The following is a 17,932-nucleotide window of genomic DNA, read 5'->3' on the forward strand; positions in this document are numbered from 1 at the left end:
ACATGAGTCTTGCAACCCGTATCGAAAGCCTAGTCATCCGCGTCGCGCAGGAGTTCAACGACGTCCGCGCCAAGGCAGGCAATCTGGCCAACCTCACCACGACCGACAAGTCGAATCTGGTCGCGGCCATCAACGAACTGAAGGCCGCCGTGGTGTCCTCGGCAGTGATCGACGATGCGCAGGTCGCGACGACAACCACGTACTCGTCCAACAAGATCGTCTCGCTGCTCGATGCGCTCAAGACCGAGATCTTGGGTGGTGCCGATGCCGCCTACGACACGCTGGTGGAGATTCAACAACTGCTGCAGAACGGCACCAGTGGTCTGGATGCGTTGCTGGCCGCCGTCAACAACCGCGTGCGCTTCGATGCGGCGCAGTCGCTAACCGTAGCCGAGCAACTTCAGGCACGCAGCAACATCGGCGCTGTCGCCGCCAGCGATGTCGGCAACACCGATACCGACTTCGTCGCGGTCTTCGTAGGCGCGCTGGTCTGATGAGCCTCGCATCGCGCATCAGTGCGTTGGCCAGTCGTGTCGGGCTTGAGGTCAAGACCAAGATCGACGCGACCCATCCCGGCCTGGCCCGGGCGTGGGTGTGCTTCGGCTACGTCGGCAACCAGATCGTCGTGCGCTCGTCGCACAACGTGGCCAGCGTGACCCGTACGGCAACTGGCCGCTACCGAGTGACCTTTGCCGCTGCCATGCCCGATGCCAACTATTGCTGGACGGCGCTCGCCCGCAGCAGCTCCAACAGCGGCACGCAGCGCATTGCCATCGTGCGATCCACCTCCGACCAGAAGACCGCTCAGTACGTCGACATCAGTTGCGCCACCACGTCCGCATCGTTCGACGACTCCTCCGAAATCAACCTCACGGTGTACCGCTGATGGCCTACACACAAGCACATCTCGACGCACTGGAAGCGGCGATGGTCAAGGGCGAAAAGCGCGTGACCTTTGGCGACAAGACCGTCGAGTACCGCAGCGTCGATGAACTCCAGGCCGCCATTGCGGCGGTCAAGCGCGACCTCTTCGAGCAGGCGGTGAACACCGGCCTGTGGCCCTGCGCGCCACGCCAGATCCGGGTCACCAAGGGCAAGGGGTTCTGAGATGGCCTGGTATTCCAGATTCCGCAGCCTGTTCGGCCAGTCGCCGATCCACGAGGCAGCTGGTCGCGGTCGTCGTTCGATGGCGTGGATGCCGGGCAACCCCGGTGCAGTGGCGGCGATGCTGGCCACTTCCAATGAGCTGCGTGTCAAATCGCGTGATCTCGTACGCCGCAACGCATGGGCCAATGCCGGAATCGAGGCCTTCGTCTCCAACGCGGTCGGCACCGGCATCAAGCCGCAGTCGATGGCCAAGGATGAAACCTTCCGTGCCGATGTGCAGGCGTTGTGGCGGGACTGGACGGAACAGGCCGACGCCACCGGGCAGACCGATTTTTACGGCTTGCAGGCACTGGCCACCCGCGCGATGTGCGAAGGCGGTGAATGCCTGATCCGGCTGCGTCCGCGCCGCCCGGAGGACGGCCTGTCCGTGCCGTTGCAATTGCAGTTGCTCGAAGCCGAGCACCTGCCACTGAATCTCAACACGGAACTGCCCTCGGGCAACGTCGTGCGCTCGGGCATCGAGTTCGATGCGATGGGCCGCCGCGTGGCCTACCACCTGTACCGCTCGCATCCCGAGGACGGACGGCTTGCGCCGATGTCCGGGCAAGGCGGGTTTGACACCATGCGTGTCGATGCGCGGGAAATCATCCATCTCTACCGCGTACTGCGCCCCGGCCAGATCCGGGGCGAGCCGTGGCTGGCGCGGGCGCTGGTCAAGCTCAACGAACTCGACCAGTACGACGACGCCGAGCTGGTGCGCAAGAAAACCGCTGCGATGTTCGCGGGCTTCATCACGCGCCTGTCACCCGAGGACAGTCTGCTGGGCGAAGGCCTCGCCAACGACGCAGGCATCGCGCTGGCCGGGATGGAGCCGGGCACGATGCAAATCCTCGAGCCTGGCGAGGACGTGAAGTTCTCCGATCCCGCCGACGTGGGCGGCAGCTACGCCGAATTCCTGCGCGCGCAGTTCCGTGCCGTGGCCGCCGCCATCGGCGTGACCTACGAACAGCTCACCGGCGATCTCTCCGGAGTCAACTACTCGTCGATCCGGGCGGGGATGCTGGAGTTTCGTCGCCGTACCGAGGCCATCCAGCACGCCGTGCTGGTGCATCAGCTCTGCCGCCCGGTCTGGAATGCGTGGCTGGATCAGGCGGTGCTGGCCGGGGCGCTGACGGCCCCGGGCTATGCCCGCCGCCGTACGGAGTACACCGCCTGCAAATGGATTCCCCAGGGCTGGCAGTGGGTCGATCCGGAGAAGGAATTCAAGGCAATGCTGCTGGCGATCCGCGCCGGTCTGATGTCGCGCTCGGAAGCCATCTCGGCCTTCGGCTACGACGCCGAGGACGTCGACCGTGAAATCGCCGCAGACAACCAGCGTGCCGATGACCTCGGTCTGATCTTCGACTCCGATCCGCGCCGCACCTCGAAGGATGGCGGCAGCGCCGAACCCAACGCGCAGGCCACCGACAGCAACCAGTCGTCTGCCTGAAGGAATCCCCATGACCCTGTTACCGCATATGGCGGCGCGCATCTTTGGCGCGCCGCTGCTGATTCATCGCCCGAAACTCGAAGTGATCCTCGCCGTACTGGGGCCACGCATTGGGTTGTCGGAAGGCGGCACGCCGATTCCGTCGCCCTCTACGCGCAGTCCACCAGCCTCGGATGCAGGCATCGCCATCCTGCCGGTCTACGGCACCTTGGTGCGGCGCACCGTGGGGCTGGAAGCCGCGTCCGGCCTGACCAGCTATCAGGACATCGCCGCGCAGCTCGATGCCGCCATCGCCGATACATCGGTAGCGGCCATCGTGCTCGACATCGACAGCCCGGGCGGCGAGTCCGGCGGCGTGTTCGATCTGGCCGACCGCGTGCGCGCAGCCACGCAGGTCAAGCCGGTCTGGGCGCTGGCCAATGACATGGCGTACTCGGCGGCCTACGCCCTCGGTTCGGCGGCGAGCCGCTTCTTTGTCACCCGTACCGGCGGCGTTGGCTCGATTGGCGTCATTGCCATGCACGCCGACCAGTCGGTGCGAGATGCGAAGGACGGCGTTCGCTACACGACCGTTTTTGCCGGGGCGCGCAAGAACGATCTCAACCCGCACGAGCCGATCTCCGACGAGGCGCACGCCTTTCTCAAGAGCGAGGTGGATCGGATCTACAGCCTGTTCGTCGACACCGTGGCCAGCCATCGCGGCCTCACCAGTGACGCTGTGCGCGCCACCGAAGCGGGCGTGTTCTTCGGGCAGGACGCCGTCGCCGCTGGGCTGGCCGATGCCGTCGGCACTTTCGATGACGTCTTGGCCGAACTCATCGCTGCACTTTCACCACCTCCGGCGCTTGCGGCTGCGGCGCTGGGACATCTTCACCAACCACGACTGGAGCATTTCATGAATGAACCCGGAACCACTGCTGACCCTGGGGTTGGCGCTGATCCTGATCGCGCTGATGGCGCGAACCCGCCGATGACCATCGATGACGCACAGGAAATCGCCGAACTGTGTGCGCTGGCTGGCTGCCCCGAGCGCATCGCCGGTTTTCTGGCTGTACGTACCTCGGCGGCGGCTGTGCGCGGCCACCTGCTTGCCACTCGCGCCACTGGGCAAGAGATCAACAGCCTGATCACCCCGAGCGCGGCCACCTCGGCAACGCAATCCCTCAACGACAACCCCTTGGTGCTGGCGGCTCGTGCCCGCGCCGGACAGGAGAAGTGAAATGCCCGTCATCACCGAAGGCCTCAATCTTGGCGATCTTCTGAAGTACGAAGCGCCCAACCTCTATTCGCGCGATCAGATCACCGTTGGCGCAGGCCAAAACCTGCCGCTCGGCACGGTGGTCGGTCTGGTGACTGCCACCGGCAAGCTCAAGCAAATCGATCCATCGGCCACCGATGGCAGTCAGTACGCCGCAGGCGTGCTGATGCAGGCCGTAGATGCCACGCTGATCGACCGTGAGGACGGGCTGATGCTGGCCCGTCACGCCATCGTCGCCGATCACGCCCTGGCGTGGCCCGCCGCCATCACTTCCGCAGAGAAGCTCGCTGCCATCGCGCAGCTCAAGAGCCTTGGCGTCCTCGTTCGCAAAGGAGTCTGATCATGAACAACGTTTTTGAGAATCCCGCTTTCTCGATGGCGGCGCTGACCGCTGCCATCAACATCCTCCCCAACAACTACGGGCTGATGGAAAGCATGGGGCTGTTTCCGCCCAAACCTGTGCGCTTTCGCTCAGTGGCCGTCGAAGAAAAAAACGGCATCCTGACGCTGCTGCCGACGATGCCGGTCGGCTCTCCGGGCACGGTCGGTGTGCGTGGCAAGCGCAAGCTGCGCTCCTTCGCCATTCCGCACATCCCGCACGACGACGTTGTGCTGCCTGAGGAAGTACAAGGCATCCGCGCCTTCGGTTCGGAAACCGAAGTGCAAACCGTGGCATCGGTCATGGCCGAGCACCTGCAGACGATGCGCAACAAGCACGCCATCACCTTGGAGCACCTGCGCATTGGCGCGCTCAAGGGCATCATTCTCGATGCCGACGGATCGCAGCTGTACGACCTGTTCGATCTGTTCGAGATCACGCCGAAGGTGGTCAATTTCCAGCTGGGCAGCGCGAGCACCGATATCAAGAAGAAGTGCCTCGATCTCAAGCGCTATCTGGAGAAGAACCTCAAGGGCGAACGGATGACGAGCGTGCATTGCCTCGTGTCGCCGGAGTTCTTCGACGCCTTCACCAGCCACGAGAAGGTCATCGAGGCCTACCACCGCTGGCAGGACGGCCAGGTGCTGCGCACCGATATGCGTTCCGGCTTCCCGTTCGCGGGCATCACCTTCGAGGAATACGCGGGCGAAGCCAGCGATGGTGACGACAACGTGCGCCGCTTCATCGAGGCCGGTGAAGGCCACGCCTTCCCGCTGGGTACGGTGGACACCTTCGCCACCTACTTCGCGCCAGCCGACTTCAACGAAACGGCCAACACGCTGGGACAACCCCTGTACGCCAAGCAGGAGCCGCGCAAATTCGACCGGGGCACCGATCTGCACACGCAGAGCAACCCGCTGCCGATGTGCCATCGGCCCGCGGTTCTTGTGAAGGTGCTGGCTTCCTGATGCTGGCTGTAGAGCTGTTCTACGAGTCCGCACGCAATGCCGGACTGCTCACCGCCGTCACGGCGGCGGGCAACACGGTGCACTGCGCCTTTCGCGCGCCGGATGAAACCGTGCTGGATGGTTTTGCGCTGTCGCGGGGCTACCAGATCGACTACCCGGCGTCCTGGCTGACGCTGGCCGCCGGGGAGACGGTCGAGGTGGCAGGCAACAGCTATCAGGTGCGCGACGTGCGCGCCATCGGCGACGGCACCGAGCGTCGCGCCTCGCTCTCCCAACTCTGAGGTTACTGACATGAACTCCGTCCGCGAGCGCGTCTTGCGGGAGGTCGTCACGCGCCTGTCATCCGCGATTGCACCGATCCCGGTGCTGCGTATGCCTGCCGTGCCGGTCACCCGCGAGGCCAGTCCGGCGCTGCTGCTGTTCGTCGATGGCGACAGCATCACCGCCCACGCCAACCACCTCGTCGACCGGCTGCTGATCGTCCGGCTTGCCGTGGTGGCACGCGGCGCGGATGCCTTCGACGTGGCCGACCAGGCGCTGGTCGCAGCCCACGCGGCAATGCTCGCTGACCCGAATCTGGGCGGGCTGGCCATCGCCGTGCGCGAGATCGACTGCGAATGGGAGTTCGACGACGCCGATGCCGGGGCCGTCGCGCTGCCCGCCCGCTACGAGATCCGTTACCGCACCCATGCCATCGACCTCACCCAAACAGGATGAACCCCTTATGCAAACCCTCTCCATCGAACTACTGAAACCCCATACCCACGCAGGCAAGCGCCTCGCCGTAGGTGATCGCCTTGATCTGAATGACGCCAGCGCCCGTTGGCTGATCGCGCAAGGCACGGCCAAAGCGGCCACCCCCGCCACCGATTCCAAACTCACCCGCCGTGATGCCACGTCCGGTGCTTCCACAACTGCAGCCACCCAAGGAGACTGAACATGGCTTACTTTTCCGGACAAGGTCGCGTCTACATCGGCGCACGCGATGACCTCGGCAATCCAGCCGGGCTGACCTTCGTCGGCAACGTGCCCGAACTGAAGGTGTCGCTGTCGGTGGACACCATCGAGCACCAGGAAGCGCAGTCGGGCCAGCGCCTGACCGACCTGCAACTCATCAAGACCAAGAAGGGCGAATTCGCCTGCACGCTGGAGGAACTGATCGCCACCAACCTGGCGCTCGCGCTCTACGGCACCACGACCACGATCACCCCAGGTACCGTGACGGGCGAATTGCTGCCCAACCCGGTCACGCCGGGCAGTCTGTACCCGCTGACCATGCAGAACGTGTCCGCCGTGCAGATCCAGGACTCGGATGCCACGCCTAAGACGCTCCCGGCCAGCCAGTACAGCGTCAATGCCAAGCACGGTTCGCTGGTGGTGCTCGATGCCACGTCGGGCGGCCCGTACACCGAGCCGTTCACCGTCGACTACGCCTATGGCGCGGCGCAGAGCACGGCGATGTTCACCCAGCCGCTGCCCGAGCGCTGGATTCGCTTCGAGGGGCTCAACACCGCCGACGGCAACCGCGAGGTGGTGATCGACCTCTACCGCGTGGCCATCAACCCGGCCAAGGAACTCTCGATCATCACGGACGAACTGCTCAAGTTCGAGCTGTCGGGCCAAGTGCTGGCGGATCTGACCAAGCCGGTCGGTGGTGATCTCGGTCAGTTCGGCCGTCTGGTGCTGCTGTGATGGACGCGTTCAACACCTTTCCGCCATCGCCGGTGGTGGTGACGCTGTCCGGCGGCGCACTGGAACTGACGCCGATCCGGCTGGGCGAATTGCCACGGCTGTTGGCCGTGATGCGCCCGCTGGCGTCCGAGCTGAGCGCCGATCCCGACTGGCTGGCGCTGCTGGGCCAGCACGGTGATTCAATGCTTGATCTGCTGGCGATCACCACCCGGCGCGAGCGCGCGTGGATCAACGATCTGCCGCTGGACGACGCAGTGCAATTGGCCGCCGCCGTGTTCGAGGTCAACGCGGATTTTTTCGTGGGCCGGGTGGTGCCGGGCATCCAGCGCTCGGCAGACAAGCTGGCCCCGCTGATCCGCAGCCTTGGGACTGCGCCGTCGCCCGCCTGATCCGCGCCGGGCACCGGCTGGATGAGGTGATGGCCTACACGCTCACGCAGGCCCAAGCCTTTCTGGACGCCGACGGACAGATCGAGCGGCAGCAACTGGGCCAGCTGCTCGGCATTCATGCCGTGGCAGCGCAGGGCGAGAAGCGTGGCATCGAACAACTGCAACGCGATCTGCTCAAGGACTGACCCATGCGTCTCTCGCTCACCACGACCGGTCTGCTGGACCCGCGCCAGTTGGCGGCGTGGGGTGCGGAGCGGCGTCGTGCCATCCACGCTGCCGTCGCCAAGGGCATGCAATCGGGCGGGCGTGAAGTGCGTGATGCCGCGCGATCCGAGATGCGCAGCGCCTTCACCGTCAAACGCAACAGCTTCATCTCCTCGATGGGCGTGAAGGTATTCGACAAGAAGTCGGAGCAACTGCCCGCCTTGCTGGTGGGCAGCAAGATTCCGTGGCTCGGCCTGCACGAGAAAGGCGGCACGGTCAGCGGCAATCTGTTGATCCCACTGCTGCCCGGGCGCATCGGTCCGAAACGCTTCAGGGCGGTCATCGATGGCCTGATGCGTTCGGGCAATGCCTTCTTCATCGAGAAGAACGGTCGCGTGCTGCTGATGGCCGAGAACATCAAAGAGAACGCGGGACAGCTCAACCGCTTCAAGCGTGCCGAGCGTGCCCGGACTGGCGCAAAACAGATCAAGCGCGGCCAGGAAATTCCCATCGCGGTGCTGGTCAGGCGCGTCGATCTCAAACGACGACTGAATCTGGCGGGTGGCGTGCAACGCGCACTACCTGCCTTGGCGCGAGCGATTCAACAAGAACTGGACAAAGTCTGATGGCAAGCAATCGTGCCCAAATCCTGATCAGCGCCGTCGACCAGACCAAGACCGCCTTCGACTCGATCAAGCGGGGCTTGGGCGGCCTCACCGATACGGCCAAGAGCGTCAATGGCGTGCTGGCCAATCTCGGCGTGGCCGTGTCGGTGGCGGGCCTGACCGCGATGGTGAAATCGGCCATCGACACTGGCGACGCTCTGGACGAGATGTCGCAGCGTGTCGGTGTCAGCGTCGAGACCCTTTCGGTATGGAAACCGGCAGCCGAGCAGTCCGGTGTGTCGGGCGAATCGTTCGAGAAGGGCCTGCGCAAGCTGTCTACCACTATGCTGGAGGCCGCGACCGGATCGGAAGATGCCGCTCGCGGATTTTCTGCGGTGGGCGTCGAGTTCAAGAACCAGGACGGCACCCTGCGTGCCACCGATCAGGTGCTACTGGATCTGGCCGAGCGCTTCAAGGCTATGCCCGATGGCGCGGAGAAGACTGCGCTGGCCGTGCAACTGTTCGGCAAGTCAGGAGCGGAGCTGATCCCGTTTCTGAATCAGGGGCGCGACGGCATCAACGAGCTGGCTGCCGAGATGCAGGCGCTCGGCGTGCAGATGAGCAGTGAGACTGCAGCACAGGCTGGCGACTTCAACGATGCGCTCGACAAGCTGAAGCTGGCCACCACCAGCATCGGCAACCAGATCATCGCGTCCTTGCTGCCCGCCCTGAACGACATGGCCGGTGGCATGGTCGAGTCTGCAAAGCAAGGCGGCACACTGCGCGCGATCCTGGATGGCGTGGTGCTGGTGCTCAAGACCCTGGCGCTCGGTGCGGCCACGGTTGGCAAGGCCTTCGTCGCCTTGGGCGAAGCCATTGGTGCAGGTGTCGCGGCGGCGGTCGAAGCGCTCAAGGGCAACACCGAGGGAGCCAAGGCCATCATTGCCGACCTCAAGGGCAATCTGGTCAAACGGCTGGATGAGCTGGCGTCCTTCCGCGACAGCCTGTTCGATCCCAAGCCCATCGAGGTCAAGGCGCCCAAGATTCAGGCAGATCCGGAACTGCTGCAGCGCCTGACCAAACCGAAGGCCGCCAAGCCAGCGCAGGACACGACCGGCGCGCAGACCACGCTGATGAAAGCGCAGCTGGACGCCGAGTTCGCGCTGCTCAAGGACGGTCTGACCCGGCAACAGACTGCGCTTGATGCCGCACTGGAAGATCGTCTGGTCTCGGTGCGCGACTACTACACCCAGAAAACGGCCATCGAGCAGCGCGAGGTCGATGCCGAGATTGCCCGCAAGCAGCAGGAATTGGCCCGCAGTCAGCAAGTCGCCACCACGGGCAAATCGGAAAACGACCGCCTGCGCGCCAAAGCCGAGGTGGCCAAAGCGGAAGCCGACCTCATCACGCTCAATAACCGGCGCACGGACATCGAGCAGGCCAACGCCCGCAAGGCAGCACAAGCCGAGCGGGAACTGGCTGATGCCTTGGCGCAGGCGCGTGAGGAACTGGCGCAGATCACCGGCACGGCTACAGATGCCGACCGGCAAGCCGCCATCGAGCGCAGCTACCGCGATCTGCGGGCACGTCTCGCTGCAGAAAGCGATACCGATGGCGTGTCACTCGTTGACCGGCTGATCAACGTGAAGGCCGCGCAGGCCAATCTGGCGGCCTTGGAAGCCCAATGGCGGCAGGTCACCGAGCGTCTGCGCAATGCGCAGGAAGCCATCCAGACCCAGCAGCAGGCTGGATTGCTGACCGAGGCACAGGCTCGCCAGCAGATCGTGGCCTTGCAACAGCAATCGGCCACCGAGATGGAGCGCCTGTTGCCGACCATGCAGCAAGCCGCGCAGGCCATCGGTCCGGATGCGGTGATTCGCGTGCAGGCGTGGCGCAACGAGCTGGATCGCACCAAGCTCACCGTCGATGAAATGGCACCGCTGTGGAACCGCATCGGTGAGAGCTTCGGCGGTGCGCTCAACGGGATGATCACCGGCGCGCAGACCTGGCGCAGTGCCTTGGCGAACATCTTCCAGCAGGTGGCCGACGCCTTTCTGCAGCAGATCGTGATCCAGCCGTTCCAGCAGTGGATCGCCATGCAGGCTCGGATGCTGGCGCTCAAGCTCGGTTTCATTCAGCAGGAGCAGACCGTCGATGCTGCGGCCAGCGCCGCCAAGGTCGCCCAAAAGACCACCGAAACCACCGCTGTGGTGTCGATGGATGCCGCCAAGGCGGGAGCCGGGGCAGCGGCGTCTCAGGCTTCCATTCCCTACGTCGGGCCTGCGCTGGCTGTGGCCGCGATGGTAGCCATGGTCGCCGCCGTGATGGCGCTCTTGGGTGGCATCAAGAAGTTCGCGGGCGGCGGACTGGTCTCCGGGCCGGGCAGCGCCACCTCGGATTCGATCCCGGCGCGTCTGTCGGCAGGCGAGTACGTGGTGCGGGCGGCCGCTGTGCGCCAGGTCGGCGTGGCTTTCCTCGACTCGCTCAACGGCTTGTCGGCAGGCCCGCGCTTCAAAGGTGGTGAGCTGGCCTTTGCTGCCGGTGGTCTGGTGCCGGAAGTGAAAGTGCCACCCGCGCAGCCGCAGATGAATCAGGCGGTGCGCATCGTCAACGCGGTCGATCCGGGCGTGACGCACGACCACCTGCAGTCGCCTGCCGGAGAGAAAGTCATCGTCAACATCATCGGGCGCAATGCACGGGCCATCCGTGCGGCGCTGCAAGGGTAAATCCAATGGCACTTCTGTTCATCGACGGTTTCGATCACTACGACCCGCAGGCCGTGGACAGTTTTGGCGATCCGTGGCTTGCGCGTGGCAAAGCGGCGTATCTGTCACCGCAGGCCATCCGCATCAATGGCCGTCGCCCGTCCTCCTATGCCCTGCGTTTGCCGGAAGGCTCGGGTGGTGGCTACGTCAAGAACCTCGACGCCACCAAGACCAGCCTGATCGTCGGTGCGGCCATTCGCGTGGTGCCGTACCAGAACACCTATACCGAACCCTTGCTGCTCGGCGTGCGCGATACCAACTCGCAGGTCGCACATTTGGTGAAGATCGGCGAGGATGGGCGGCTCAAGCTCTACCGCTGGCAATACGGCTACGACCAGCTGATCTCTGTCTCAGTCGCCAGCGCTCCGGCGCGCGGCTGGCACTACATCGAGTTGCAGGTCACGCAAGGCACCAGCAACGGCGTGCTGTCGGTGCGCATCAACGGGATTCTGGCCATCCAGATGACGGCGCAGAACACGATTCAGGGCGGTGGCCAACTGCTCACGGCTTTCGTGGGTGCAGTGCCTGGCCAAAACTGCCCGCTCACCATCGACGTCGACGACTTCTACATCGCCGACACCAGCGGCACGATCAACAATACCTTCCTCGGTGATGTGCGCGTCGATGCCTTGCAGGCACAGGCCGATGGCAGCCTGAACCAGTGGACGGCCAGCCCGGTCGGTACCGCCGCATGGGAAGCCGTGAGCGACGAGGACGAAGCTACGGCGATCAATGCGCCAAGCGTCGGTCTGCGGCAGTCCTTCGATGTCGAGCCGCTGCCGGTGATGGCCACGCCCGCCATCTACGGCGTCCAGCTCACGATGCTGGCCCGCAAGACCGACGCCGGTCTGGGCAAGGTCAAAGGCCTCGTGGTCAGTGGTGCGCAAAGCGCCGTCAGTACCGACATCATTCTGCAGGAGCAACTGGCGTGGCAGAGCACGCTGTTCGAGCGCAACCCGAACGGCAACGTGCAGTGGACGGAGGCCGCCTTCAATGCCGCTGAGTTCGGCGTGGAGTCGGCATGACGGATCGCGTCGTCGTTCAAGACCTTGCGGAGGTTGGAAGCTCGCCGACGCCGGGAAGCGAACTGCCCACATTCCAGAGTGAGGTGCTCTCGCGCGCCACCTTTGGGGCGAGCGCAGCCCGCTTCACGCCGGAAACGGCTGTGGCTCCGATGCCTCCCAATCTGGCGGCCAGCCTGCTGGCGGAATCGTTGGCAGGCCCCTGGCCACCCATCGATACACCGACCTTCTTGGTCGAAGTGCTGCGCCGAGACACGGCCTCGAGCGCCATCGTCGCCACCGGTATGGAAGCCTTTGGCGACCAGCCGTGGCCGGATGCGCAACGCGGTGTGTTTGCCTTCCGCCACGATTGGATGGAGCCCCTCGTCGAACGGCTGGAGTGGCAGACCAGCGTCACGCGGTTGGCCAGTGGCAACGAATCCCGGCAGGCACGCCGACGCGTTCCTCGGCGCTGGCTCACCTACAAGGTGGGCAATGCTCGTAAGACCGATGCCCTGGTCGCCGACTGGCTGGCCGATCATCTGGGCCAGACCGCGTGGTGGCCGCTGCCACAGTACGCCGTTCACCTCACCGAGGGCGCTGAGGAGGGCGCGCTGACACTTGCGGTATCGGAGGCTGACTGGCGGCGCTTTGGCCCACCGGCCGCTGAACTGCGGCTGACCTACGACGGCGTGCAGGGCTGGGACAGCGACGAGCGCTGGGTACTGATCATTGCGCCTGAGGGCTGGCAAGTTGCCCAGCTCAGCGATGTGGAAGGCGATCTGCTGTGGCTCGCCGAGCCTCTGGCCCGCACGGCTGCCGCCGGAAGTAGCGTGATGCCGCTGGTGTGGGGCAAGGCCGTCGATCCAGCGAATCTCACCCAATGGGTGCCGGGGACAGTTGGCGCCAGCGTGACGGCGTCGATCACGCCCGCGCAGATGCCGGACACGGATGGCCTGGATGACCCATGGCTCGACGAGATCCCGATCTGGCCGGATGGCAACTGGCGTGACGATCCGACGGCCGCCGCGCAAGCGACGATCACCCGCCAGGACTTTTCGCCTGCAGATCCGTGGGTGCGCCGGGACGATCCGTGGTCGACGACGACTTTGCAGCGACGCTATCTGGCCAGCACCCTGGACGACATCGAGATCTGGCGCGCTCGCCTGTGGGAAACGCAGGGACGGCTCAACGCCTTTTGGCTCCCCGATGGCCTGGCTCCGATCCTCTGGGTGAGGGCCGAAGCCGACCCGGAAGATGGCTTCCTGCGTGTGGACGGCAAAGGCCTCTCTGCGTTCTGGCATCGCCCCGCCGCCTGCTTGATCGTGCATCCGGACGGCTATCAGCAATATGCCCTGACGGCGACCTGCCATCAGGATCAGGGTGGTGTGCTGGTGCTGCGCTCGGGCCTCGACGACTGGGTACCCGAAGGCAGCCGCGTCATTCGGCTCGTGCGCTGCCGCCTCGACCACGATGCCATCGACTTGTACTGGCACAGCCCGACGCTGCTGGAAATCACCCTGACCGCGCGCCAGTTGCCCGAACCACGCGGCAATGACCGTCAAACCTACGAGGGAGAGTAAGCACGATGAGCCAGAACCCATTGCTGGAAGTCGAGCTTTACGCCTTTGCCAGCAACAGCGCGCAGTTCTATCTGACGCCGCACGAGTTCGATGTCGATCTCGACGGCACGCTGTACACCAGCCTGTCCATTGAGCGCAACGAACTGGCGCTGGGTGCCGAAGCCGCAAAGTCGGCGCTGGAACTGAAGCTGCCACCCAATGGCGATCTGGTTCGCCATCTACTGGCGACCGCGCTGACCGGCGAAACCACCTCGGTTACCTTGCGCCTCGGGCAACGAGATACCTGGGGCGACTACTGGTGGCTGTCGGGCACGCGCTGGATGGGCCGGGTGCTGGGCGTCGAGATCGACGCCGACGCCGCCCGCATCCGCTGCGAGTCCGCGCAAGTCAGTTTGAAGCGCATCGGCCTGCGCAGGCTTTACAGCCGCAAGTGCTCCCACGTGCTGTATTCCACTGCCTGCGGAGCGTCGCCGATCACAGCCAGCGCCTTCGTCCTGGAGGTGTATGGCCGCAGTGTCGAGCTCGATGGTGGTGTGCCGGGTGAGGTCAGCGGCGGCCTGGCCGGTGGCTGGCTGCAAACACCGGAGGGTGCGCGCCACATGATCATCAGCGACTACGGCAGCGGCGTCGAACTGCTTTATCCAACGGCCCTTGAGCCCGGCACGGAGGTGTTGCTGACCGTCGGCTGTGATCACAGCACGGACACCTGCCAGGCGCGCTTCAACAACCTCGACAACTACGGCGGCTTTCCCGCCATCCCAAGCAAGAACCCGTTTTCGACGGGCGTGTTCTGACCCTTCCGGAGAATTTCCATGTGGTACCTCGTCGTCATCGTGGTGGCGGCGCTGGTTTCGGTCGCACTCACCCCGAAACCGCCCGAGCCCAAACCAGCGTCCCTGTCTGACGTCGATGCCCCAACCGCAGAAGAAGGCCGCCCGATTCCCGTCGTATTTGGCTCCGTGCTGCTGCGCGGTGCCAACGTGGTCTGGTACGGCGATCTCGCAGCCGATCCGATCCGCAAGAAAGGAGGCAAGAAATGAGCACGGACGGGACCGTCACCATCGACGATGTGCGCGCCGTGGGCCTGTGCGTGAACGGCACGCGCGTCTGGTTCGCCCGCCACGACCTGGACTTCCGCGCCTTTCTGCGTGACGGCTGCGCGGCCGACACCTTGCTGGCTACCGGCGACGCGATGGCCTTGAGGGTGGTGGAGCACGCGCGCATCCGGCAGGGGCACGACTGATGGGCGGCAGCAGCAAAAAGCAAACCGTCGGCTACCGCTACCGGATGGGATTGCACCTGGTGCTGTGCCAAGGCCCGGTCGATGCCGTGCAGGAGATCCAGATGGGCGACCGCACCGCTTGGGGTGATGCCGACCGTGGGCCGCTGTCCAGCGGGCACGGCCTGACCACCCTCAGAATCAACAAGCCCACGCTGTTCGGTGGTGACGAGCGTGAAGGTGGCGTGGTCGGCAACATCGATGTGTTGCCAGGTGGCCCTGGACAGGGACGCAACGACTATCTGATGGCGCGCCTCGGCAGCGCCATTCCGGCCTTCCGGGGCGTGCTGTCACTGGTGGCGCGGCAGATCCTGTTCGCCGCCAACAATCCCTACATCAAGCCGTGGGCGGTGCGCGTGCGCCGCTTCACGGCAGGCTGGCACGACTCTCCGTGGATGGAGTGGAACGCCGAGGTCCGTGCCTGGGACGACGATCAGGGCCGCGAGATCAGTGTCGGCATGAACCCGGCCCACATCCTGGTGCAATGCCTGACCGACCCGCACTGGGGCATGGGCTACCCGCACGACAGCATCGGCTGGAGCTTCTGGAATGCAGCGTGGGCCCTGTCGGATGAAGGCTTTGGTCTGAATCTGATCTGGACGCGCCAGCAGCCCATCGAGAGCTTCATCGGCCAGGTCATCGACCACATCGGCGGCATTCTCTATACCGATCCGGAGCAAGGCACGTTCGAGCTCAAGCTGCTGCGCGACGACTACTGGATCGACAGCCTGCCGCAACTGGGGCCAGACGAGATCGTGCGGCTGGAACGCTTCGAGCGTGCCCAGTGGGGCGAGCTGCCCAACGAACTGACCGTGGTCTACACCGACTGGCAAACCGGCGGTGACACCACCGTCACCGTGGAAAACCTCGCCGCGATCCAGTTGCAAGGCGGCGTGATCAATCAGCGCCGCGACTACCCGGGCGTCAACTACGGGCCGCTGGCCGCACGGCTGGCGCTGCGGGATCTGCGTGCCTTGGGTTCGCCCCTGGCCCGGATGAGTCTGACCGTGGCACGCGACACGCTGGAACGCGCGCCGCTGCCGGGTGACGTGTTCCTGCTCAACTGGCCGCGCTTGGGCATCGACCAGATGGTGGTGCGCGTGACCGGCATCGATACCGGCACACTGGGCTCATCTGAGTGGCGCATCGAGGCGATGGAGGATGTGTTCGGGCTGGATAACGCGGTGCTGGCCCCGCCACCACCGATCATCGACGAACCAACCCTGGAGCCGCTGCCGCCCGCGCAGATCGTGGCGGTGGAGATTCCGTACTGGGAACTGGCGCGCACCTTGTCGCGTGCTGAGCTGGATTACCTGACCGACACCGATGCCGCAGTCGGTGCACTGGCCGCTGCCGGTGGTGTGGGGCAACTGAACTGGCTGCTCGCCACCGGTGCGTCCGCAGGCGAGATCGCCAGTGTGGCCAGCGAGGACTACGCGCCATTGTTCACGCTCGATGCGGCCTTGCCTGCCAGTGAAGCCGATGCCATCGGCGTGCCGGTGACGGCCATCAGCCAGCCGGAAAGGCTGACCGTGGGCGACTACGCCTATCTGGTCGATGGCAGCGGTGAAATCCGCGAAGCCGTCGCTGTCCTGGACTTCGATACCACTGCGGCCACGGTTGACCTTGCACGCGGCGTGCTCGACACCACACCTCATTCGCACACGACTGGAACCCGCCTCATCGGGGTGGGTGAATGGCTGGCATCGGAAGGTGCGGAGCGCGCCCCAGGCGAGTCGGTGTTCGTAGGCGCGATTCCTCGCACGTCGACCGATCAGGGCGACTCTGTGCTGGCCGCCAATGGCCAGCCGATGGTGCTGATTGGTCGGCAGTCCTTGCCGTATCCACCCGGTCGCATCCGCCTCAATGGCCAGACTGAGCCTGCCGTTGTGGCCGGTGATCTCACCATCGCGTGGGCCCATCGTGACCGCACCCAGCAGACCGCCTACCTCGTGCAGCAAGACGAAGGCGATATCGGGCCAGAACTGGGTGTGACCTACACGGTGCACATCCGTAATCGCAACAACGTGCTGGCGCACACGGAAACGGGGCTGCTCGACACCACCTACGTCTGGACGGCAGCTGCTGCCGCGCTGGATGCCGGTGCATTGGGTGATCGCATCACGGTGGAAATCAGCGCCGAGCGCGATGGCTTGAGCAGCTGGCAGCCCCAGGTGCGGGTCATGGATCGCGCAGGCTACGGCCTGCGCTGGGGACAGTATTGGGGAGGTGTGTGATGGAAGCACGTATCGATGTTCATCTGCTTACCCTGAATGAGCCCGCCGAATGGCGGGAGGGCTGCATCGCCAGCCTCGAGGACGCACCGATCCAGTTGCACGTTTTGCCGGGCATTCCGGGCCGTATCGGGGAAGCACGCGCGGCAGGTTATGCGCAAGGCACGCTGCCGCTGGTGTCCTTCGTCGATCCAGACGATCTGTACGAAGCCAGTGCCTTCAGGCAACTGGCCGATGCGTTGGATGCCTGCCCGCAGGCCGTGATGGCCTACACTGACGAGGCACTGACCGACGAAAACGGCCAGGACATCGCGGTGCGGCGTCTGGCCTACAGCCGTTGGCAGCACGCGAACAGCGCCAGCCACGTACATGGCCTGATCGTGATGCGGCGCTCCGTCGTCGAAGCCGTGCTCAAGGAAACCACCGACCTCAACAACTTCGCCGACTGGCTGCTGACCCTGCTCGTGGCCAAGCGCGGCGGCGTGCTGTACCTGCCCATCGTTGGTCGTCATTGGCGACAACACCCGCAGCAAAGCCACCGAACCGGCGATCCGGAAGCCGTCAGGCGTATCCGGCAAGCCGCACCCCTCTGGAGATAAGCATGTCATCGACCGACCCGAACCTTGGACTCACCTACGGCTGGACGCTGGGCGAAAGCGGCTGGGACACCGGCATGGACGCCAACTTGAAGCGCTTGGGCGCGACGGTGGGCCTGGCTGTCAAAGATCGCGACCTGACCACGCCACCGGCCAGCCCCGCCAACGGTGACCGCTACATCGTGCCTGCTGCCGCCACGGGCGTTTGGGCAGGCAAAACCAACCAGATCGCTGTGCGAATTGCCGATGCCTGGGAGTACCACGCGCCCAAGATCGGCTGGCTTTGCTACATCGAGGACGAGGCCAAGCTCTCGGCCTACAAACCCGCAGGCTGGAGCGCGGGCATCGCCATCTGAACTCACTTTTCTGACCCATCAGCAACC

At 64.9% G+C, this 17,932-nt stretch carries 23 protein-coding genes; all 23 read left to right on the forward strand.

Annotated features, from left to right (window positions below):
• The first annotated feature begins 2 nt into the window (after positions 1-2).
• The 23 genes from ABB33_RS07095 to ABB33_RS07195 are packed head-to-tail and all read left to right on the forward strand — an operon-like array spanning position 3 to position 17,905.
• The gene (locus ABB33_RS07095) at positions 3-494 is read left to right on the forward strand and encodes a hypothetical protein (RefSeq protein ID WP_056931656.1); all 492 of its coding nucleotides are present in this window, start codon (positions 3-5) and stop codon (positions 492-494) included.
• Positions 494-886 (forward strand): hypothetical protein, encoded by a 393-nt coding sequence (locus tag ABB33_RS07100; RefSeq protein ID WP_056931657.1) that lies wholly within the window; start codon positions 494-496, stop codon positions 884-886. Before ABB33_RS07095 ends, ABB33_RS07100 begins: the two co-directional genes overlap by 1 nt.
• A complete protein-coding gene (locus tag ABB33_RS07105) occupies positions 886-1,107 on the forward strand; it encodes a phage head-tail joining protein (RefSeq protein ID WP_056931658.1) in 222 nt (73 codons plus the stop codon). The genes ABB33_RS07100 and ABB33_RS07105 overlap by 1 nt, the downstream gene beginning before the upstream one ends.
• Position 1,108: 1 nt before the next feature.
• Positions 1,109-2,596 carry a phage portal protein gene (locus ABB33_RS07110; RefSeq protein WP_056931659.1) on the forward strand — a complete coding sequence of 496 codons (1,488 nt, stop codon included), beginning with the start codon at positions 1,109-1,111 and terminating at the stop codon, positions 2,594-2,596.
• A 10-nt stretch (positions 2,597-2,606) separates the two neighbouring features.
• Complete coding sequence (locus ABB33_RS07115) at positions 2,607-3,815, forward strand: S49 family peptidase (protein WP_056931660.1); 1,209 nt, start codon at positions 2,607-2,609, stop codon at positions 3,813-3,815.
• 1 nt (position 3,816) lies between these two features.
• On the forward strand, positions 3,817-4,194 hold the full coding sequence (locus ABB33_RS07120; protein ID WP_056931661.1) for a head decoration protein: 378 nt from the start codon (positions 3,817-3,819) through the stop codon (positions 4,192-4,194).
• Between the two features lie 2 nt (positions 4,195-4,196).
• A complete protein-coding gene (locus ABB33_RS07125; RefSeq protein ID WP_056931662.1) occupies positions 4,197-5,201 on the forward strand; it encodes a major capsid protein in 1,005 nt (334 codons plus the stop codon).
• On the forward strand, positions 5,201-5,482 hold the full coding sequence (locus ABB33_RS07130) for a hypothetical protein (RefSeq protein ID WP_056931663.1): 282 nt from the start codon (positions 5,201-5,203) through the stop codon (positions 5,480-5,482). The genes ABB33_RS07125 and ABB33_RS07130 overlap by 1 nt, the downstream gene beginning before the upstream one ends.
• Positions 5,483-5,492: 10 nt before the next feature.
• Entirely contained in the window at positions 5,493-5,918 is a 426-nt protein-coding gene (locus ABB33_RS07135) for a hypothetical protein (RefSeq protein WP_056931664.1), read from the forward strand.
• Positions 5,919-5,925: 7 nt separating this feature from the next.
• A complete protein-coding gene (locus ABB33_RS18155) occupies positions 5,926-6,138 on the forward strand; it encodes a DUF7210 family protein (RefSeq protein ID WP_082595023.1) in 213 nt (70 codons plus the stop codon).
• A gap of 2 nt (positions 6,139-6,140) precedes the next feature.
• On the forward strand, positions 6,141-6,893 hold the full coding sequence (locus ABB33_RS07140; protein ID WP_056931665.1) for a phage tail tube protein: 753 nt from the start codon (positions 6,141-6,143) through the stop codon (positions 6,891-6,893).
• A complete protein-coding gene (locus ABB33_RS07145; RefSeq protein ID WP_056931666.1) occupies positions 6,893-7,282 on the forward strand; it encodes a hypothetical protein in 390 nt (129 codons plus the stop codon). The genes ABB33_RS07140 and ABB33_RS07145 overlap by 1 nt, the downstream gene beginning before the upstream one ends.
• A 29-nt stretch (positions 7,283-7,311) precedes the next feature.
• Positions 7,312-7,467: a hypothetical protein gene (locus ABB33_RS18875; protein WP_169790234.1), complete on the forward strand. Its 156-nt coding sequence runs from the start codon at positions 7,312-7,314 to the stop codon at positions 7,465-7,467.
• Positions 7,468-7,470: 3 nt separating this feature from the next.
• Entirely contained in the window at positions 7,471-8,112 is a 642-nt protein-coding gene (locus ABB33_RS07150; RefSeq protein WP_056931667.1) for a DUF6441 family protein, read from the forward strand.
• Complete coding sequence (locus tag ABB33_RS07155; protein ID WP_056931668.1) at positions 8,112-10,817, forward strand: coiled-coil domain-containing protein; 2,706 nt, start codon at positions 8,112-8,114, stop codon at positions 10,815-10,817. Before ABB33_RS07150 ends, ABB33_RS07155 begins: the two co-directional genes overlap by 1 nt.
• Before the next feature lie 5 nt (positions 10,818-10,822).
• Positions 10,823-11,881, forward strand: a complete 1,059-nt coding sequence (locus ABB33_RS07160; RefSeq protein ID WP_056931669.1) for a hypothetical protein — start codon at positions 10,823-10,825, stop codon at positions 11,879-11,881.
• Positions 11,878-13,440 (forward strand): hypothetical protein, encoded by a 1,563-nt coding sequence (locus ABB33_RS07165; protein ID WP_056931670.1) that lies wholly within the window; start codon positions 11,878-11,880, stop codon positions 13,438-13,440. Before ABB33_RS07160 ends, ABB33_RS07165 begins: the two co-directional genes overlap by 4 nt.
• A gap of 5 nt (positions 13,441-13,445) precedes the next feature.
• Positions 13,446-14,234, forward strand: a complete 789-nt coding sequence (locus ABB33_RS07170; protein ID WP_056931671.1) for a DUF2163 domain-containing protein — start codon at positions 13,446-13,448, stop codon at positions 14,232-14,234.
• Between the two features lie 18 nt (positions 14,235-14,252).
• Positions 14,253-14,480, forward strand: a complete 228-nt coding sequence (locus tag ABB33_RS07175; RefSeq protein WP_056931672.1) for a hypothetical protein — start codon at positions 14,253-14,255, stop codon at positions 14,478-14,480.
• A complete protein-coding gene (locus tag ABB33_RS07180) occupies positions 14,477-14,683 on the forward strand; it encodes a hypothetical protein (protein WP_056931673.1) in 207 nt (68 codons plus the stop codon). Before ABB33_RS07175 ends, ABB33_RS07180 begins: the two co-directional genes overlap by 4 nt.
• A complete protein-coding gene (locus tag ABB33_RS07185) occupies positions 14,683-16,956 on the forward strand; it encodes a phage tail protein (RefSeq protein WP_056931674.1) in 2,274 nt (757 codons plus the stop codon). Before ABB33_RS07180 ends, ABB33_RS07185 begins: the two co-directional genes overlap by 1 nt.
• Positions 16,956-17,552, forward strand: coding sequence for a glycosyltransferase family protein (locus ABB33_RS07190; RefSeq protein ID WP_056931675.1), 597 nt, complete (start codon positions 16,956-16,958; stop codon positions 17,550-17,552). Before ABB33_RS07185 ends, ABB33_RS07190 begins: the two co-directional genes overlap by 1 nt.
• A 2-nt stretch (positions 17,553-17,554) precedes the next feature.
• The gene (locus ABB33_RS07195) at positions 17,555-17,905 is read left to right on the forward strand and encodes a DUF2793 domain-containing protein (protein WP_056931676.1); all 351 of its coding nucleotides are present in this window, start codon (positions 17,555-17,557) and stop codon (positions 17,903-17,905) included.
• Positions 17,906-17,932 lie beyond the last annotated feature (27 nt).

The organism is Stenotrophomonas acidaminiphila, assembly GCF_001431595.1.
Taxonomy (GTDB): domain Bacteria; phylum Pseudomonadota; class Gammaproteobacteria; order Xanthomonadales; family Xanthomonadaceae; genus Stenotrophomonas; species Stenotrophomonas acidaminiphila.

Excerpts from the sequence above, each read along its gene's own strand:
- ABB33_RS07165 (WP_056931670.1), top strand. The coding sequence starts at position 11,878 with ATGACGGATCGCGTCGTCGTTCAAGACCTTGCGGAGGTTGGAAGCTCG.
- ABB33_RS07110 (WP_056931659.1), top strand. The coding sequence starts at position 1,109 with ATGGCCTGGTATTCCAGATTCCGCAGCCTGTTCGGCCAGTCGCCGATC.
- ABB33_RS07155 (WP_056931668.1), top strand. The coding sequence starts at position 8,112 with ATGGCAAGCAATCGTGCCCAAATCCTGATCAGCGCCGTCGACCAGACC.
- ABB33_RS07130 (WP_056931663.1), top strand. The coding sequence starts at position 5,201 with ATGCTGGCTGTAGAGCTGTTCTACGAGTCCGCACGCAATGCCGGACTG.
- ABB33_RS07150 (WP_056931667.1), top strand. The coding sequence starts at position 7,471 with ATGCGTCTCTCGCTCACCACGACCGGTCTGCTGGACCCGCGCCAGTTG.
- ABB33_RS07100 (WP_056931657.1), top strand. The coding sequence starts at position 494 with ATGAGCCTCGCATCGCGCATCAGTGCGTTGGCCAGTCGTGTCGGGCTT.
- ABB33_RS07095 (WP_056931656.1), top strand. The coding sequence starts at position 3 with ATGAGTCTTGCAACCCGTATCGAAAGCCTAGTCATCCGCGTCGCGCAG.
- ABB33_RS07135 (WP_056931664.1), top strand. The coding sequence starts at position 5,493 with ATGAACTCCGTCCGCGAGCGCGTCTTGCGGGAGGTCGTCACGCGCCTG.
- ABB33_RS07140 (WP_056931665.1), top strand. The coding sequence starts at position 6,141 with ATGGCTTACTTTTCCGGACAAGGTCGCGTCTACATCGGCGCACGCGAT.
- ABB33_RS07180 (WP_056931673.1), top strand. The coding sequence starts at position 14,477 with ATGAGCACGGACGGGACCGTCACCATCGACGATGTGCGCGCCGTGGGC.
- ABB33_RS07175 (WP_056931672.1), top strand. The coding sequence starts at position 14,253 with ATGTGGTACCTCGTCGTCATCGTGGTGGCGGCGCTGGTTTCGGTCGCA.
- ABB33_RS07185 (WP_056931674.1), top strand. The coding sequence starts at position 14,683 with ATGGGCGGCAGCAGCAAAAAGCAAACCGTCGGCTACCGCTACCGGATG.
- ABB33_RS07145 (WP_056931666.1), top strand. The coding sequence starts at position 6,893 with ATGGACGCGTTCAACACCTTTCCGCCATCGCCGGTGGTGGTGACGCTG.
- ABB33_RS18155 (WP_082595023.1), top strand. The coding sequence starts at position 5,926 with ATGCAAACCCTCTCCATCGAACTACTGAAACCCCATACCCACGCAGGC.
- ABB33_RS07125 (WP_056931662.1), top strand. The coding sequence starts at position 4,197 with ATGAACAACGTTTTTGAGAATCCCGCTTTCTCGATGGCGGCGCTGACC.
- ABB33_RS07120 (WP_056931661.1), top strand. The coding sequence starts at position 3,817 with ATGCCCGTCATCACCGAAGGCCTCAATCTTGGCGATCTTCTGAAGTAC.
- ABB33_RS18875 (WP_169790234.1), top strand. The coding sequence starts at position 7,312 with ATGGCCTACACGCTCACGCAGGCCCAAGCCTTTCTGGACGCCGACGGA.
- ABB33_RS07190 (WP_056931675.1), top strand. The coding sequence starts at position 16,956 with ATGGAAGCACGTATCGATGTTCATCTGCTTACCCTGAATGAGCCCGCC.
- ABB33_RS07115 (WP_056931660.1), top strand. The coding sequence starts at position 2,607 with ATGACCCTGTTACCGCATATGGCGGCGCGCATCTTTGGCGCGCCGCTG.
- ABB33_RS07105 (WP_056931658.1), top strand. The coding sequence starts at position 886 with ATGGCCTACACACAAGCACATCTCGACGCACTGGAAGCGGCGATGGTC.
- ABB33_RS07195 (WP_056931676.1), top strand. The coding sequence starts at position 17,555 with ATGTCATCGACCGACCCGAACCTTGGACTCACCTACGGCTGGACGCTG.
- ABB33_RS07160 (WP_056931669.1), top strand. The coding sequence starts at position 10,823 with ATGGCACTTCTGTTCATCGACGGTTTCGATCACTACGACCCGCAGGCC.
- ABB33_RS07170 (WP_056931671.1), top strand. The coding sequence starts at position 13,446 with ATGAGCCAGAACCCATTGCTGGAAGTCGAGCTTTACGCCTTTGCCAGC.